Source organism: Arthrobacter globiformis (assembly GCF_030815865.1).
Classification (GTDB): Bacteria; Actinomycetota; Actinomycetes; order Actinomycetales; family Micrococcaceae; genus Arthrobacter; species Arthrobacter globiformis_B.
The window spans coordinates 499022-516079 of record NZ_JAUSXI010000001.1; the positions used below are offsets into that span (position 1 = coordinate 499022).

Sequence of the window (17058 nt, forward strand, 5' to 3'; positions counted from 1 at the left end):
ACCGGCCACGGGGCCCAAGGGAGGACACTGACATGGCAATCCGACTCGTAACGACGGCGGACTCCCTCCGTGCGCAAAGCCGACTGCTGCTGACGCAAAAGAACGGCTCCTCCCTGGGCCTCGTGCCCACCATGGGCGCCCTGCATGCGGGCCACGGGCGGCTGGCGCGAACCGCCGCCGAACAGAACGACGTAGTGGTGGCCTCTATCTTCGTGAACCCGCTGCAGTTCGGCGAGGCGCAGGACCTGGACCGGTATCCGCGGACCCTCGAGGCGGACATGGCGCTGCTTGAGGAGCAGGGCGTGGATCTGGTCTTCGCGCCGTCGGTCGAGGAGATGTACCCCGACGGGCAGCCGATGGTCAGAATCACTTCCGGCCCGCTCGGGGACAAATGGGAGGGCGCATCCCGGCCCGGCCACTTCGACGGCGCGCTAACCGTCGTGGCCAAGCTGCTGCACCTGGGCATCCCCGGGACCGGCCTTCCCGGCGCACGCGCCTTCGTTGCCGGCTCCGGCGGCGGGCTGCCGGCGTACCGCGCCTACTTCGGGCAGAAGGACGCCCAGCAACTGGCCCTGGTTCGCCGCATGGTGGCCGACCTGAACTTCCCCGTGGAGATCGTTGCCGTGCCAACCGCCCGCGACACCGACGGGCTGGCGCTGTCCAGCCGGAACCGCTTCCTTTCCGACGAGGAGCGCGAGGCAGCGCTGGTCCTGTCCCGCGCGTTGCGCCTCATTGAGGAGCGGGCGAACGCGAACGAGCCGCTTGATGTCGGTTCGGCCAGGGCCCTGATCGAGTCCCAGCCCCTGGTCCGGCTCGACTACCTCGACGTCGTCGATCCCGTCGCGCTGGAGCCGCTCGCCGAGAACTGCCACGAGACACCCTTCCGCGGTGAAGGGCTTGCACTGGTTGCCGCGAAGGTAGGCGCCGTGCGGCTGATCGACAACGTGCCGCTCAACTCCTGACAGATATAGTGCCGGCGCTCAATTCCCGGGTGACTTGAATCTCGGCTGGCTAAAACCCGTGTACTGGAATGGGTCCGGCCATTACACTGTTGGAGTCTGCAGCGGCGCTGACCGCCAGCCACCAATTCCAACACCCTGAGGGCCTCGCCATGTCTACCAAAGTCACGTCCAATTCGTCTGGCGAACCTGCCCAGGAGCCGGCCGCTCCCGTTGCATCCCCGGCCGCAGCACCGGCGCCGGCCGCAGCACGGCCCTCGGACAGGATGTCCCGCGAGTCCGTGACGGTGATCGTCACGCTGCTGGTGGCCACCTTCGTGGTGATCCTGAACGAAACCATCATGAATGTTGCCCTGCAGCGGCTCATGGTGGACCTGCGCGTGGATGCCCCCACCGTCCAGTGGCTCTCCACCGGGTTCATGCTGACCATGGCGGTGGTGATTCCGACTACTGGGTTCATCCTCCAGCGGCTGTCAACGCGCGCCGTCTTCCTCCTGGCGATGGGCCTGTTCGCTGGCGGTACCGCGCTGGCCGCAGCGGCGCCCGGCTATGAGATCCTCCTGCTGGCAAGGATCATCCAGGCCGGCGGCACCGCCATCATGCTTCCGCTGCTGATGACCACCATCCTCACACTGGTGCCGCTGGCCCGCCGCGGTGCAGTGATGGGCAACGTCAGCATCGCCATCTCCGTTGCACCGGCCATGGGGCCCACCGTCTCCGGGTTCATACTGCAGCACTTCTCCTGGCGCTTCATGTTCATCTTCGTGCTGCCCATCGCACTGGCAGCGCTGGCCATCGGCGCAAAGTTCCTGACCAACGTCGGCGAGACCGAGAAATCCAGGCTCGACTTCCTCTCCGTGGTGCTGACCGTCCCTGCCTTCGGCGGCCTTGTCTACGGCCTCAGCCAAATCGGCGGCGGCCACGGAGGCAGCAGCGGCCCGAACACGCTTGCCGTGGTGGCGCTGGTTCTTGGCGTCGCCGGCCTTGCCGCGTTCACGTTCCGCCAGCTCCGGCTGCAGAAGTCCGAGGCCCCGCTGCTGGACCTGCGGGCCTTCAACTTCCGAATGTTCACGGTCTCCGTGCTACTGATGGTGGTGGCCATGGTGGCCCTGTTCGGCGCCGTGATCCTGCTGCCGCTGTACCTCCAGGAAATCCGCGGCCTGCAGTCCCTCGAGACCGGCCTGGTCCTGCTGCCCGGCGGCCTGGCCATGGGCCTGCTCGGCCCGGTGATCGGCCGCCTGTTCGACAAGGTGGGGCCGCTGCCGCTCACTGTCACCGGATCCTCGCTGATGGTCCTGACCCTGTGGCAGTTCGCGATGCTCGACGCCGGCACTCCGGTTTGGTGGATCGTCACCCTACACGTCGGGCTCAGCTTCGGGCTGGCGCTGCTCTTTACGCCCGCGTTCACCACGGGCCTGAACCCGCTGCCGCCGCACCTGTACTCGCACGGCTCGGCCATCATGAGTACCCTGCAGCAGGTGGCCGGCGCGGCCGGCACGGCGCTGCTCGTGTCCATCTTCGCCCTCGTTTCGGCGGGCTCCGGCCTCGTTGCGGGCATGAACGCAGCGTTCCTGACGGCGACCGTCATCGCCGTTGCCGCCGTCGTCCTCTCCACGATGATGCGCAAGACAGCAGGCGCCGAAGCACCCCAGGGCGCCCCCACCCACTAAGCGCGCAGGGCGGAGGCGGGGCTGAGGGGAGCCCGGGGCGGGCTTTAGCCGGCGAAGAAGTCGCTGAGCTCGGTGATGAGCCTGTCCGGGGCGCGGTTGACGCCGTCGTGCCCGAAGCCGGGCAGGATGGTGTAGCTGGAGCCGGAGAGGACGTCGTGGATCTGGCCGCAGGCCACGCCAAAGTAGGCCGGGCTTTTCTCGCCGACGATTATTAGCGTCTCCAACGGCAGCGCCAGGAACGGTTCGGCCGGCATGTCCGCGGCAATGATTGCCTTGATCTCCCGGACGCCGGTGCGCATCATTTCGCGCATCTGCTTGCCCACCGTGGTTCCCGCCGTGAGCTTGTTGGCGAGGGTCATCATGGACAGCGGCATGCGGGAGGAGAAGGCGCTCTCGGCCTCTAGCCCACGGAGCAGGACGGCGAGGGCGCGGTCGTCGTCTCCGGTCGCCGTCGCCCGTTCGTATTCGGTGGTCCAGCCCGCCGTGACGCTGTGGTTGACGGAGACCGCGGGGTCGTACACGGCGAGCCGCTCCACTGGCAGGGTCCTGGCCGCGTGCAGGGCCACGGCCCCGCCAAAGCTGTGGCCGAAGACGTCGGTGCTGTCCGTGTGCTTCATGACCGTATCGAGGTCGCGGATGTCGACGTCCAGGGTGTAGTCGCCTGCTTGTTCAGAGGAGGCGCCCCGGCCGCGGCGGTTGAACGTGTGCACCGGCCGGCCGAGGGAGGCGCTGAGCTTCTGCGCGAAGCGGGTGTAGTCCGCCGCCGTCACCATGGAGGCCGTAACCACAACCACGCCGGAGCCGGCAGGGGCCAGCTCCTCGCCCGTGCTGAACAGCTCGAGCTTGCCGCCGTCGGGTGTGCTGATGATCTCGCGAGTCATGCTCCGAGCCTATCGGAGGCCGGCGTGTGCCGACAGCCGGCCATTGCGGGCAGCCGGCGGCTACCCGCGCCGGCGCTTCCTGCCCTGGGGAGTGATGGTCCCGTCGGTGCCGTTCAGGAAGCGGGCAATCCGAATGGCCAGGCGTTTGCCCGGCCGGATCGGCCCCTCGTGCAGCTGGCCCGGAACCACCGCGAAGTCGATCGCGGGCACGGCCGACGCAAGCTGCCGCCCGGTGTCGGCGAAGTATCCGGGGCTCCAGCCGCCGCTGAGCATGAGGGTGGGGGTGGCCAGTTCGGTGAAATCCGCGAGCTCCGCGTCGGCGTCGAGCACGGCCCGCATTTCCTTGACGGCCGTGGGCAGCAGCTCCCGCATTTCCGCACCGACGTTGGTCCGGGCTGACATGATGCTGAGCATCCGCAGCGCGCCGAGGGGCAGGTACGACAGCGGGCCTGCCGTGGCCAGCCCCTGCACCAGATGCGCCCAGGCATGGTTGAGCTGCCCGTCCGTCACGGCCTGCTCCAGTTCCGGCCGCCAACGGTGGTGCAGGTTGCCGGAGAGGGACACCGCGGCGTCGTACGTGACGAGCCTGCGCAAAGGCATGTCGCGTGCCGCCTGAAGTGCCACGAAGCCGCCGAAGCTGTGCGCCACCACATCCTCCGAGCCCGTTGCTTTCATCACGGCGGCCAGGTCCCGGATCTCGGTCTTGACCGAATAATCGTCCGGCTGCGGCGCGGAACCGGCGCGGCCTCGGCGGTTGTAGCAGTGCACCGGCCGGCTCAGCAGGAGGCTCAGGTTCCGGGCGAACGGCCGGTACAGCGCGTCGGTCACCAATGTTCCGTGGATGACAACGACGCCGGGCGCCGTCACCGGGGGCGTGTCACCATCGGGGGAGGTGCTGCCACCAATGGTGCCGCCGTCGGCGCGGGTGAGGGTAGCGGGCCTGAACGAGTGCACCTCAAGCCGGCTGCCCTCGTCGTCCGTCTCAACTGTCCAGGTCTCCACAGCCCGAGTCTATGCCCCGCCTCTCCGGAGTTTTTGTACAGATACCGCGCCTAAATGGCCCCTAAGTCCGAATATCGGGGCAAAAACTCCAAGGTGGGAAGTCCCGAACTCCGAGGCGGGAAGTCCCGGTAAACTTGATGACTGTGACTTCCCAAAACACCCCCGCCCCCAAGAACGCCCCAGAACCGCTCGACGCCAGCGAACAGATGCGCATCCGCATGGACAAGCGCGCCAAGCTGATCGAACGCGGGTCGGAGGCGTACCCGGTGGGTGTTGAGCGCACGCACTCGCTCAGCGAGGTCCGCGAAAAGTACGCCCACCTGCAGGCCGACGAGACCACCGGCGACGTCGTCGGCGTCACCGGCCGCGTGGTGTTTGTCCGGAACACCGGCAAGCTGTGCTTCGCCACGCTGCAGGAAGGCGGCACGGACGGCAAGGGCACCCGGCTGCAGGCCATGCTCAGCCTGGCGAACGTGGGCGAAGAGGCCCTCGCCGACTGGAAGGCCCTGGTTGACCTGGGCGACCACGTTTTCATCAGGGGCGAGGTCATCTCCTCCCGCCGCGGTGAACTCTCCGTCATGGCCGAATCGTGGTCCATGGCTTCCAAGGCGCTCCGCCCGCTGCCGGTGCTGCACGCCGAACTCAACGAGGAAACCCGCGTCCGCCAGCGCTACGTGGACTTGATGGTCCGCGACGAAGCGCGCGAGATGGTCTACACCCGCGCCGCCATCACCCGCTCCATCCGCGAGACCCTGTTCCGCCACACCTACGTCGAGGTGGAAACGCCCATCCTGCAGCTGGTCCACGGCGGCGCCCTGGCCCGGCCGTTCGAGACGCACATGAACGCGTTCGACCAGAAGATGACGCTGCGCATCGCCACCGAGCTGTACCTCAAGCGCGCAGTCGTGGGCGGCATCGACCGCGTCTACGACATGGGCCGCGTGTTCCGGAACGAGGGCGTGGACTCGACCCACAGCCCGGAGTTCACCACGCTTGAGTGCTACGAAGCCTGGGCGGACCAGTTCGTCATGGCGGAGCGCATCAAGGAGATCATCCTGGACGCCGCGGACGCCGTGGGTGTGGGACGCGTGCTCCAGACCGAAGCCGGGGAGATCAACCTCGACGGCGACTGGGCCTGGGTGGCCGTGTACCCGGGGCTTTCCGAGGCAGTGGGCCAGGAGATCACCCCGGACACCACGGTCGAGGAGCTGCGCGCCGTGGCCGAGAAGCACGATGTCAAGGTCGATCCCAAGTGGGACGCCGAGAAGCTGGCCGTGGAACTCTTCGGCGAAATCGTGGAACCCACCCTGCTGAACCCCACGTTTGTCTACGACTACCCGCCGTCCGCCCAGCCGCTGGCCCGCCCGCACCGGGAAGACGGCCGCCTGATCGAGGCCTGGGACCTGATCATCGGCGGCATGGAACGCGGCACCGCGTTCTCCGAGCTCATTGACCCGGTCATCCAGCGCGAACGCCTCACCGAGCAGTCCATGCACGCAGCAGCCGGCGACGTCGAGGCCATGCAGCTGGACGAGGACTTCCTGCGCGCCCTGGAATACGGTGCGCCGCCCATGGGCGGCATTGGCCTGGGCATCGACCGCCTGGTCATGCTGTTTACCGGTGCCGGTATCCGCGAAACGATTCTCTTCCCCCTCCTCAAGCCCGAAGGCCACTGATGATGGACTACGTCGCCGTGCTGCTGCCCTCGCTGGTGGTTGGCCTGCTCTTTTGGTTTGCCATGAAGTCGATCTTTAACGCGGACAAGGCCGAACGCCAGGCCGAAGCCCGCGCACAGGCTGAAGCCGACGCGCAGGCGGCAGCCGGAGATGATTCCTCCGAGCCGCCAACTAAATCAGACAAATAACAGGCCACTTTTAACATCACTCGGTTATCCCCAAGGAACCATTGCGCGTTTTGACGCGTTGCCTTATTGGGGGAGATACTTCAGGTGGAAACATCCTGCTTTTCTGATTACACGTCCTTTCCAAAAGAGAGATTCTTGATGGCACAGAAAGTCAATATCGTCCTCGTGGACGATCTGGATGGGGGATCTGCGGACGAAACCGTTCGCTTCGGCCTGGATGGCGTCGGTTATGAAATTGACCTGTCCTCGGCCAATGCTTCAGAACTGCGGTCGTCACTGGAACGCTTTGTTTCAGCCGGCCGCAAAACGTCCGGCGGCCGGCCTGCCCGTGCCAAGGCATCGGGTGGACGCAACCAGGACTCTGCCCAGATACGCCAGTGGGCGCGGGATCACGGTTACACCGTAAACGCGCGCGGCCGTATTCAGGCAGAAATCCAGGAAGCTTACCAAAAGGCCAATTCTTAGCCCGGTGCCCTGACAACCAGTTGAGGCAAAAAACGTTCTGAACATATGTGTGGCGCCCCCGGTTGACGGGGGCGCTGCGCTTTAACGGCCCGTGCCACCCCCATTTATAAGAGCCGCCGCTAATCGGAACCGCCGGCTATGCGGGCAATCGAGTCCGCCGGTCAGCGGAATCTGACAATGCTCTCCCGCGGGGAATCGTGCCCCTCGGCAATCCGGCCGCTTTTACGTCAGCGGCGTGCAAGCTAATCGGGGCTCTTTGGAGCATTCCGCACCGGGTGATTTCCAACACCCTGTCAAGGGAAACAGTAAATGGTGCACTGGTGGCACCCGGATACTATTTAGGCCCTCTCCGGCATCGCGCCGCAAGGCTGATACGGCAGCTGCGTGGACCTTCACAAGGCCCCCGGTTTCCCCTGTGGCGAACAAGCTCCCCAAGTCAGGCTTCCCCCACGTAGCATCAAAGTACGTCGTAGCTAGGAGTGTGGCGAAATGTTTGAGCGATTTACGGACCGTGCCCGTCGCGTAGTTGTGCTTGCCCAAGAAGAGGCACGCATGCTGAACCACAATTACATTGGTACCGAACACATCCTCTTGGGTCTGATCCATGAGGGTGAGGGTGTTGCCGCCAAAGCTCTTGAGTCCTTGAGCATTTCGCTCGACGGCGTCCGCGAGCAGGTGCAGGAGATCATCGGCCAGGGCCAGCAGGCTCCCTCCGGCCATATCCCCTTCACGCCGCGTGCAAAGAAGGTGCTTGAGCTCTCGCTGCGCGAAGCCCTGCAGCTCGGCCACAACTACATCGGCACGGAGCACATCCTGCTGGGACTCATCCGGGAGGGTGAGGGCGTGGCAGCCCAGGTGCTGGTGAAGCTCGGTGCCGACCTGAACCGGGTCCGACAGCAGGTCATCCAGCTGCTGTCCGGCTACCAGGGCAAAGAGACCACCGGTGCCGGCGTCGGCCAGAGCCAGGCAGAGGGTACCCCCGCCGGCTCTGTCGTGCTGGACCAGTTCGGCCGGAACCTGACGCAGGCTGCCCGCGAGAACAAGCTGGACCCTGTGATCGGACGCGAGCAGGAAATGGAACGCGTCATGCAGGTCCTTTCCCGCCGCACCAAGAACAACCCCGTGCTGATCGGCGAGCCCGGCGTCGGAAAAACCGCCGTCGTGGAGGGCCTGGCCCAGGCGATCGTGCGCGGCGACGTGCCGGAGACCATCAAGGACAAGCAGCTCTACACGCTGGACCTTGGCTCCCTCGTGGCCGGCTCCCGCTACCGTGGTGACTTCGAAGAGCGCCTGAAGAAGGTCCTCAAGGAAATCCGCACCCGCGGTGACATCATCCTCTTCATTGACGAGATCCACACCCTCGTGGGTGCCGGTGCCGCCGAAGGCGCCATCGACGCGGCCTCGATCCTGAAGCCGATGCTGGCCCGCGGCGAGCTGCAGACCATTGGTGCCACCACGCTGGACGAGTACCGCAAGCACATCGAGAAGGATGCCGCCCTCGAGCGCCGCTTCCAGCCCATCCAGGTCAAGGAGCCCTCGGTTGCGCACGCGATCGAGATCCTCAAGGGCCTGCGGGACCGCTACGAGGCGCACCACCGCGTCACCATCACCGACGGTGCCCTCGCCTCGGCCGCGAACCTCTCCGAGCGCTACATCTCGGACCGGTTCCTGCCGGACAAGGCGATCGACCTCATCGACGAAGCCGGCGCCCGGCTCCGCATCCGCCGCATGACCGCTCCGCCGGAGCTCAAGGAGATGGACGAACGCATCTCCGAGCTAAAGATGGAGAAGGAGTCTGCGATTGATGCGCAGGACTTCGAAGGTGCTGCCGCGCTGCGCGACAAGGAGCAGAAGCTGATCACCGAGCGCTCCGAGAAGGAACGCCACTGGAAGACCGGCGGCATGGACGACATCTCCGAGGTGGACGAGGACCTGATCGCCGAAGTCCTCGCGAACTCCACGGGTATTCCGGTCTTCAAGCTGACCGAGGAAGAATCCTCGCGCCTGCTGAAGATGGAAGACGAGCTGCACAAGCGGGTCGTCGGCCAGAACGAGGCCATCAAGGCGCTGTCCCAGGCCATCCGCCGCACCCGTGCAGGGCTGAAGGACCCGAAGCGCCCGGGCGGCTCGTTCATCTTCGCCGGCCCCACCGGCGTCGGCAAGACCGAGCTCGCCAAGGCCCTCGCGGAGTTCCTGTTCGGTGAAGAGGACGCCCTCATCACCCTGGACATGTCCGAGTACTCCGAGAAGCACACCGTGTCGCGTCTCTTCGGTGCCCCTCCCGGCTACGTCGGCTACGAAGAGGGCGGGCAGCTGACCGAGAAGGTCCGCCGCCGTCCGTTCTCCGTGGTCCTGTTCGACGAAGTTGAAAAGGCCCACGCGGACCTCTTCAACTCGCTGCTGCAGATCCTGGAAGACGGCCGCCTGACCGACTCCCAAGGCCGCGTGGTGGACTTCAAGAACACCGTGATCATCATGACCACGAACCTCGGAACCCGGGACATCTCCAAGAGCGTCGCCACCGGCTTCCAGTCCGGCACGGACACCCAGACCGGCTACAACCGGATGCGCGCCCGGGTCACGGAGGAGCTCAAGCAGCACTTCCGCCCCGAGTTCCTCAACCGTGTTGACGACGTCGTGGTGTTCCCGCAGCTGACGCAGGACGAGATCATCGAGATCGTGGACCTGTTCGTGATCCGCCTGGAGAAGCGCCTCAAGGACAAGGACATGGGCATCGAGTTGACCAAGGCAGCCAAGGTGCTCCTGGCCACCCGCGGCTACGATCCCGCCATGGGCGCCCGGCCGCTGCGCCGCACCATCCAGCGCGAGATCGAGGACCAGCTTTCCGAGAAGATCCTCTTCGGCGAACTGCACCCCGGCGACATCGTGGTGGTGGATGTGGACGGCGAAGGCGACGACGCGAAGTTCACCTTCGCCGGCAACGCCAAGCCGCGCATCCCGGAAATCGCCCCGAGCGCCTAGCTCTGGGCGCCTCACCGCCAGCCGCACTCCAGCGCCAAGAGGCCCCGCCAGCTCCCGAAAGGGAGCAGGCGGGGCCTCTTGCTTGCGCTCCCGCTGGGAAAAGAGGCGTGGAACGTACTGGTTCACCAATAGTGAACCCTTCTGTGATCCAGGGCACAGGGGGTGTTGAATCGTCACATGTCTTCTGATGATGCAGCGATCCTGCGTGAGCAACCGGCGACCCCTTTCCACGACCTCGACCACTACCTGGCGATCCCGCGTGTCAGTGGCCTGGCCCTCAGCCCAGACGGCCAGCGGCTGGTAACCACGGTCGCCACGCTCAACAGCAAGGGCACCGATTACGGCACGGCGCTGTGGGAGCTGGACCCGGCGGGCGAGAAGCAGGCCCGTAGGATCACCCGCAGCGCCAAGGGCGAAGCCGGCGCTGCGTTCGCGGCCAACGGAGACGTCTACTTCACGTCCGCCCGGCCGGATCCGGATAGGGAGGCCGACGGGGATCCCGTCAGTGCGCTTTGGGTGCTCCCCGCTGATGGCGGCGAGGCCCGCGTGGTGCTGTCGCGGGCTGGCGGCGTGGACAAGGTCATGGCGGCCAGGGACGCAAACGCGGCCTTCGTCACCGCGTCCGTTCTTGCCGGCTCCAGCGACGAGGAGGCCGACGCCGAGCGCCGCAAGAGCCGCAAGGACAACAAGGTGGCGGCCATCCTGCACAGCGAGTATCCGGTGCGGTACTGGGACGCGGACCTAGGCCCTGCCCAGCCGCGGCTCTTCGCAGTGGAACTGGGGCCCGAGCCGGAACCCGGCAGGCCCGCCACCGTGGACAGCGCCGCGCCCCTCACCCTGCGCAACCTCACCCCCGAGGCGGGCTCCCGCCTCCGGGAAGCCGTATCGGTGGTCAGCCCGGACGGAAAGACCATCTACACGAGCCTGGTGAAGCCGCTGCCGAAGGCGGACCTGCGCTCGGTCCTCGTGGCCGTTGACGTCGCCACCGGCACTCAGCGGGTCCTCCTCGACGAGGAAGGCCTCAACTTCTTTCCCGGCCCGGTCAGCCCCGACGGCGGCCTGCTCGCCGTGGTCAGTGAAAGCGATACAAAGCCGCAGCAGGCGCCGCAGGTCAGGCTGCACCTCCTCGATGTCTCCGGGGAAGCCGGTCCGGAGGACTTGCAGCCCCTGGCACAAGCATGGGACCGCTGGCCCCACCCGGAAGCGTGGCTCCCGGACGGCTCTGCCCTCCTGGTCACGGCAGACGACGACGGCGCGTCGCCGGTTTTCAGCGTCAGCGTTGCGGCAGCTGCCGCCCGGGGGAGCGTCACCCGGGTGACGCCGGATGCGGCGGCCTACACCGACGTCGTCGTTTCACCCGACGGCCGCAGCGCCTATGCGCTGCGGAGCTCATATGAGTTCCCCGCCGAGCCTGTCCGGATCGACCTCGCCAGCGGGGATGTGATGCGGCTGCCGTCCCCGGCAGAACGGCCGCAAACCGAGGGGTCGTTGGAGCGGGTGGAGGCGACGGCGGCCGACGGCACCCGCGTGCCCGCCTACCTGGCCCTGCCAGCCGGGGCCTCCGCCGAGAGCCCGGCGCCGCTGCTGCTGTGGATCCATGGCGGTCCGCTGGGTTCCTGGAACGCGTGGACCTGGCGCTGGAACCCGTGGCTGCTCACGGCCCGCGGCTACGCTGTCCTGCTGCCGGACCCCGCCCTGTCCACGGGCTACGGCCAGGAATACATCCAGCGGGGCTGGGGTGGCTGGGGCAAGGCGCCGTTCACGGATCTCATGGCCATCACGGATGCGGTGGTGCAGCGGCCGGACATCGACGAAAGCCGCACCGCCGCGATGGGCGGCTCCTTCGGCGGCTACATGGCCAACTGGGTGGCCGGGCAGACGGACCGCTTCAAGGCGATCGTCACCCATGCCAGCCTGTGGGCGCTGGACCAGTTCGGGCCCACCACCGACGCGTCGCAGTACTGGCTCAAGGAGATGACGGCGGAGATGACGCTGGAGAACTCCCCGCACCTGCACGTCGAGAAGATCCGGACGCCCATGCTGGTCATCCACGGCGACAAGGACTACCGGGTACCCATTGGGGAGGGCCTGCGGCTCTGGTACGAACTGCTCTCCAAGTCTCAGCTCGCGTCCGACGAGAACGGGCAGACGAGCCACCGGTTCCTCTTCTACCCTGACGAGAACCACTGGATCCTGCAGCCGCAGCATGCCAAGGTCTGGTACGGCGTGGTTGAACACTTCCTGGCCAGGAACGTCCTCGGCAAGGACATCGAGCTGCCGGCGGATCTGGGCCTGTGATCTTCGAGCCGGAGGCGACCGCGGCCGTCGCCGTAAGATGGGGGCTGTGACTGACTCCTTCACCGTTCGCCCTGCCCGGACCAGTGATGTGGCTGCCATCAAGAAACTGGTGGCGCCGCTGGCGGAAGAGCGAATACTGATGGCCAAGGAGACGGTGGCCTATTACGAGAGCCTGCAGGAGTTCCTGATAGCTGAGTCGGCAGCCGGCGAGGTTATCGGTTGCGGCGCCCTGCACGTCATGTGGGAGGATCTCGCAGAAGTCCGCACCCTTGCCGCCTCGGATGCCTGGCGCGGCAGGGGAGTGGGGCACGTCCTCGTCGAGAGTCTCCTGAAGCAGGCCGCGGCGCTGGGCGTGTCGCGGGTGTTCTGCCTGACCTTCGAGGTGGACTTTTTCAAGCGGCACGGCTTCGAGGTCATGGCGGACCAATCGGCAGTGGATCCGCAGGTGTACTCCGAGCTGCTGCGCTCGCATGACGAAGGCGTGGCGGAATTCCTGGATCTTGCGCGCGTGAAGCCCAACACGCTGGGCAATACGCGGATGATCAAGGCTCTCTAGAGCCCGCCCCGATCTCCGCGAGGCTGGATTCCGGTTCAGCCTGCCCGTCCGGGTAGATGCCGCGGGGCTCGGCTCGCTGGCCGCGCCTCCAGTCCGGCAGCTGCAGCTTCGGGAGGACCTTGGCCACGGCCAGCGCGGCGTACATCACCGTGTTCACCGCCACGAAGGCCGCCATGACGCGGAACCAGTCGGTGAAAAGCAGCGACTCGGGCAGAAGAACGCCCGCGGGAACTGCTGCTGCAATCATGCTCAGCACCCCTTTGCCAGGTGCTTCCAGCTGGCCTCCCGGCCTGCAGACATGTCGATGATGCCCTTCACGTAGACCACGTTGAGGAACATGTCGAACAACAGTTCCGGGACGACGGTCAGGGCCAGGAAGCGTGCAGGCCAGCCTCCGCGCCAGACAGTGACCACCCGTTCAAAGGAGAAAGGCAGGCCCAGCCCCAGCCAGAAGGGGAACCAGATCCACGTGTCGAGTGCCAGCACCGTCAGGAGAATCAGCAGCAGATAGGAGCTCAGGGCGATGACGCCGTAACCGAGGCCGAACTGCTGCGCCCAGTACCGTCCTGTCGGCGGAGTCAGGCCATATGCCCCCAGGTTTTCCAGGGCACCGCGCTGCCACCGCAGGCGCTGGGCCCAGAGCGTCCGCCACGTTGGCATGAGCTCGGTAACCACTGCGCACTCCGACGGTGAGACCATAAGGCCGCCGAGCGATTTCAGGGCGATGGTCAGCTCATTGTCCTCAGTGAGCGCCCAGGTGTCGTAGACACCCCCTGTCACGCCTGGCAGCGACTTTCCGCGGTTCTCCGCCACGGCCCGCAGGGCAGCTGGCCGGAAGACCGATGCGGTTCCCGTGAGCACGAAAACCCGGCCCAGCCGGCGCCTCATGTCTCTGGCGTACCTGATGTATTCGTTGCGCTGGAACTGGCCGAGCAGCCCGTGGCCCTGTTCGCCGTAAAAGAGGCCGCCGACGGCCATGAGCGCCCTGTCCCGCGTGAAGTACTCGACGGCGCAGGCCAGGAATCCGTCGTCGAGCAGGGTGTCGGCGTCCATCACCATCACAAGATCGTTGTCGCCCTGTCCGGGGAGCAGCTGCTTCAGTGCCTGGTTAAGGGCTCCGGCTTTCTTTTGGCTGTTGCCCACCGTCTCCAGAACTTCGACTCCGGCCGCGCGCGCAATGTCTGCCGTGGCGTCGGTGCAGTTGTCCGCCACGACGATGATCCGCTGCGGCGGCTGCGGCTGGGCGAGCAGCGATGCAAGTGTCGAAGGCAGGGACGCGGCTTCGTTGTGCGCCGGGATGAGGACAGTGAGCGTGACAGCTCCGGCGTAAACGCCCCTGGTCTTCGCCATGACGAGGCGCGGTGCCAGTGGCTGTCCCGGGTTTGCTGAACGGCGCGACTTCAGAGAAATGTGCCTATCGGCCAGCGCGATTCCGGCAACGAGCACGAAGGCGACGGCGATCGCCGTCGTCAGCAACCAGGGCGCGGGGGCTTCGGCCACATAAAGCACGCCCCAGATACCCAGCAGCATTCCCCTGCTGGGGGCGATTACCGCCGCCGGGACGGTGGCGGTAACGGCGAGCCACAGAAGTGCGGCTGTGCCTATCGCCGCCGCGGCGATTAGCACCCCGGCGGTTTTCTGCAGCATGCGTTGGGGCTTGATGGCTCACTCCATCCGGTGCGGTTTAACGTGGTCGACGACCTGACCCGGCAATCGTTGCAGCGCCTTCTCGGTTTTGCCGCTGAAACTGATCAAGATCCGCTCAAGTCGCCGCGTAACACTCCTTTCCTTTTATAAATTTGCTGGATAAACTCTTGGGAACCGGAAGGGACAGCATTGGGGGCTGTCCCTTCCGCCATTTCAGAACTACCGCGCAGCAGGTGCCGGTAGTAGGGTCAAAGCACATCCTGACCGATGTCAATGAAGCACCGAGAGCCCAGGAGCCGGCCGTGAAAAAGCTCATCAATGACCCCCGCGCTGTTGTGGATGAATCCGTGGAGGGATTCGGTTTAGCCCATGCAGACCTAGTGACCGTTAGCGCCGATCCGAAGTACGTCACTCGAAAGGACGCCCCCGTTGCCGGCAAAGTCGGCCTGGTGTCCGGCGGTGGCAGCGGGCATGAACCGCTCCACGCCGGCTTTGTGGGACGCGGTATGCTCGACGCCGCTGTGCCCGGCGCGGTCTTTACCTCCCCGACCCCCGACCAGATCATTCCGGCCACACTCGCGGTGAACTCCGGGGCCGGGGTGGTCCATATCGTCAAGAACTACACCGGCGACGTGCTGAACTTCGAGACTGCGGCCGAGATGGTGCAGGCCGAGGGCGTTGAAGTCCGCACCGTGCTGGTCAATGACGACGTCGCGGTGGAGGATTCGTTGTACACGGCCGGCCGCAGGGGAGTGGGCGGCACAGTCCTGGTGGAGAAGATTGCCGGGGCCGCAGCCGAGCGCGGCGACGACCTCGATGCAGTGGCGGCCACCGGTGACCGCGTGAACCAAAACGTGCGGACCATGGGCGTTGCGCTCTCGGCCTGCACGGTGCCCCATGCCGGTTCTCCGAGCTTCGACCTCGAGGACAACGAGATCGAAATCGGCATCGGGATCCATGGCGAGCCGGGGCGGCACAAGATCGCCATGGAAAACGCCGACGGCATCACCAGCCGCCTGCTGGAACCGATCCTCAGCGACCTCGGAGCCGCGTCGGGGGAGAAAGTGCTCCTGTTCGTCAACGGCATGGGTGGAACGCCGCTGAGCGAGCTGTACATCGTCTACCGCCGGGCCGCCCAGATCCTGGCGGAGCGGGGCCTCTCAGTGGAGCGTTCCCTGGTGGGGAACTACATCACGTCCCTCGAGATGCAGGGCTGTTCCATCTCGGTACTGCGGCTTGACGACGAGATGACGGCCCTCTGGGATGCGCCTGTGCACACGCCGGCCCTGCGATGGGGCGTGTAGCGGTGGCGCTGGACGTGACCTGGGCCGTCAAATGGCTGACGCTGTCCGCCCAGGCGATGGCGGAGCACAGGGTGGAGCTAATCGAGCTGGACAGGGCCATCGGCGACTCTGACCACGGCGAAAACATGGACCGCGGCTTCCAGGCGGTGCTCGACAAGCTCGCTGAAAGTCCTCCCGAGACCCCTGGCGCAGCGCTCAAGCTGACGGCCATGGCTTTGATGTCTAAGGTCGGCGGGGCTGCGGGCCCGCTCTACGGCACGGCATTCCTGCGGGCCGCAACCACGCTGGGCGATGCCGCGTACATCGACGCCGCAGCGCTCGCTGCAGCACTCGCAGCGGCGCGGGACGGCATCGTGGCCAGGGGGAAGGCCGAGGCGGGCGACAAGACGATGGTTGACGCCTGGACCCCTGCCGTTGACGCAGCCGCAGCGGCAGCGGCCGACGGCGACACGCTGGCAGTCCTGATCGCCGCGGCGGAGGCTGCCGAGGCCGGCGCCGTGGCGACTGATCCGCTGGTGGCGCGCAAGGGCAGGGCCAGCTACCTCGGGGAGCGAAGCGCCGGCCACCGGGACCCCGGAGCCGCCTCAAGTGCCCTCATCCTCCGCGCAGCTGCGGGAGCCGCCGCATGACGGTGCGGATCGTGGTGGTTTCGCACAGTGACAAGATTGCCGACGGCGCCGTGGAACTCGCGGCCCAGATGGCACCGGACGTGATGATGGTTCCGGCCGGTGGAACGTCCGACGGCCGGATCGGAACCAGCATGGAAAAGGTGATGGCGGCCTTGGAAACCGCTGCCGGAGGCGACGGCGTAGTGGTGCTGACCGATCTGGGCTCGGCCGTGATGACCGCGGAATCAGCAATGGAATTCGCCGAGGGCAGCGGCACCGTGCTCCTAGCTGACGCCCCGATCATCGAGGGCCTCGTGGCGGCAGCGGTGGCGGCCCAGGGAGGAGCCAGCGTTCATGCTGTCCGGCATGCAGCCGAGGCCACCCATGGCTATCCCGCGTCGCGGGCCAAGGCACAGAATCACATGGCTGCTGCCACTGCCGGGGAGGAGCCCGGAATGCAGCCCGCGGGGCAAACCGCGGGCGGCCACGCTGTAAACGCCGCCCCGGCAGCGCAAGAAGCGGCAGCGGGAGAACCGGCGGCCGTAGCCGCCCCGGATGCCACCGGCGACTTCGAGCTCGTAAACCTCGCAGGCATGCATGCGCGGCCAGCCGCCAAGATAGCAGGCGGCCTATCCGGGCTGGACGCGGACGTGACCGTGAACGGAGTGGACGGCGCCTCCATGACCGGGCTGATGACACTGGGAGCCGGCAAGGGATCGGTACTGCACGTGGAAGCGTACGGACCCGACGCCGAGCGGGCCGTGGCGTATGTGGCGGGGCTGGTCGAGGACGGTTTCGGGGAACCCTGAGCCGGTTCAGGCC

15 protein-coding genes are annotated in these 17058 nt (G+C 66.4%); 11 read left to right on the plus strand and 4 right to left on the minus strand.

The features are described from left to right. The first annotated feature begins 32 nt into the window (after nucleotides 1-32). Nucleotides 33-962: a 4-phosphopantoate--beta-alanine ligase gene (locus QFZ33_RS02330; RefSeq protein ID WP_307024505.1), complete on the plus strand. Its 930-nt coding sequence runs from the start codon at nucleotides 33-35 to the stop codon at nucleotides 960-962. A gap of 149 nt (nucleotides 963-1111) precedes the next feature. Next, entirely contained in the window at nucleotides 1112-2629 is a 1518-nt protein-coding gene (locus tag QFZ33_RS02335) for a DHA2 family efflux MFS transporter permease subunit (protein WP_307024507.1), read from the plus strand. 44 nt (nucleotides 2630-2673) lie between these two features. Here QFZ33_RS02335 and QFZ33_RS02340 read toward each other — a convergent pair whose 3' ends face one another. Both QFZ33_RS02340 and QFZ33_RS02345 read right to left on the minus strand, forming a co-directional pair. Next, nucleotides 2674-3510 (minus strand): alpha/beta fold hydrolase, encoded by an 837-nt coding sequence (locus tag QFZ33_RS02340; RefSeq protein WP_307024510.1) that lies wholly within the window; start codon nucleotides 3508-3510, stop codon nucleotides 2674-2676. Between the two features lie 60 nt (nucleotides 3511-3570). Further along, complete coding sequence (locus QFZ33_RS02345; protein ID WP_307024512.1) at nucleotides 3571-4512, minus strand: alpha/beta fold hydrolase; 942 nt, start codon at nucleotides 4510-4512, stop codon at nucleotides 3571-3573. Nucleotides 4513-4649: 137 nt separating this feature from the next. Between QFZ33_RS02345 and lysS the strand changes: the two genes are divergently transcribed. From lysS to QFZ33_RS02375, 6 genes are all read left to right on the plus strand, one after another. Further along, nucleotides 4650-6188 (plus strand): lysine--tRNA ligase, encoded by a 1539-nt coding sequence (gene lysS, locus QFZ33_RS02350; RefSeq protein ID WP_307024514.1) that lies wholly within the window; start codon nucleotides 4650-4652, stop codon nucleotides 6186-6188. A 2-nt stretch (nucleotides 6189-6190) separates the two neighbouring features. After that, complete coding sequence (locus QFZ33_RS02355) at nucleotides 6191-6376, plus strand: hypothetical protein (RefSeq protein WP_214857686.1); 186 nt, start codon at nucleotides 6191-6193, stop codon at nucleotides 6374-6376. A gap of 138 nt (nucleotides 6377-6514) precedes the next feature. Next, nucleotides 6515-6841 carry a histone-like nucleoid-structuring protein Lsr2 gene (locus QFZ33_RS02360; RefSeq protein ID WP_214857685.1) on the plus strand — a complete coding sequence of 109 codons (327 nt, stop codon included), beginning with the start codon at nucleotides 6515-6517 and terminating at the stop codon, nucleotides 6839-6841. Nucleotides 6842-7330: 489 nt separating this feature from the next. Continuing rightward, nucleotides 7331-9823 (plus strand): ATP-dependent Clp protease ATP-binding subunit, encoded by a 2493-nt coding sequence (locus QFZ33_RS02365; protein ID WP_307024519.1) that lies wholly within the window; start codon nucleotides 7331-7333, stop codon nucleotides 9821-9823. Nucleotides 9824-10000: 177 nt separating this feature from the next. Then, nucleotides 10001-12121 (plus strand): S9 family peptidase, encoded by a 2121-nt coding sequence (locus QFZ33_RS02370; protein ID WP_307024522.1) that lies wholly within the window; start codon nucleotides 10001-10003, stop codon nucleotides 12119-12121. A gap of 37 nt (nucleotides 12122-12158) precedes the next feature. Beyond that, nucleotides 12159-12677, plus strand: a complete 519-nt coding sequence (locus QFZ33_RS02375) for an amino-acid N-acetyltransferase (protein WP_194717972.1) — start codon at nucleotides 12159-12161, stop codon at nucleotides 12675-12677. Here QFZ33_RS02375 and QFZ33_RS02380 read toward each other — a convergent pair. After that, nucleotides 12664-12924, minus strand: coding sequence for a hypothetical protein (locus tag QFZ33_RS02380; RefSeq protein WP_307024524.1), 261 nt, complete (start codon nucleotides 12922-12924; stop codon nucleotides 12664-12666). The genes QFZ33_RS02375 and QFZ33_RS02380 overlap by 14 nt on opposite strands. A gap of 2 nt (nucleotides 12925-12926) precedes the next feature. Continuing rightward, nucleotides 12927-14324, minus strand: coding sequence for a glycosyltransferase family 2 protein (locus tag QFZ33_RS02385; protein WP_307024527.1), 1398 nt, complete (start codon nucleotides 14322-14324; stop codon nucleotides 12927-12929). Between the two features lie 302 nt (nucleotides 14325-14626). Here QFZ33_RS02385 and dhaK point away from each other — a divergent pair, with 302 nt between their 5' ends. Genes dhaK through dhaM form a run of 3 tightly spaced genes read left to right on the plus strand, consistent with a single transcriptional unit; the run spans nucleotide 14627 to nucleotide 17045 of the window. Next, on the plus strand, nucleotides 14627-15628 hold the full coding sequence (dhaK, locus tag QFZ33_RS02390; protein ID WP_307024529.1) for a dihydroxyacetone kinase subunit DhaK: 1002 nt from the start codon (nucleotides 14627-14629) through the stop codon (nucleotides 15626-15628). 2 nt (nucleotides 15629-15630) lie between these two features. Continuing rightward, the gene (gene dhaL / locus QFZ33_RS02395; protein WP_307031617.1) at nucleotides 15631-16257 is read left to right on the plus strand and encodes a dihydroxyacetone kinase subunit DhaL; all 627 of its coding nucleotides are present in this window, start codon (nucleotides 15631-15633) and stop codon (nucleotides 16255-16257) included. Beyond that, nucleotides 16254-17045 carry a dihydroxyacetone kinase phosphoryl donor subunit DhaM gene (gene dhaM / locus QFZ33_RS02400; RefSeq protein WP_307024531.1) on the plus strand — a complete coding sequence of 264 codons (792 nt, stop codon included), beginning with the start codon at nucleotides 16254-16256 and terminating at the stop codon, nucleotides 17043-17045. Before dhaL ends, dhaM begins: the two co-directional genes overlap by 4 nt. Nucleotides 17046-17058 lie beyond the last annotated feature (13 nt).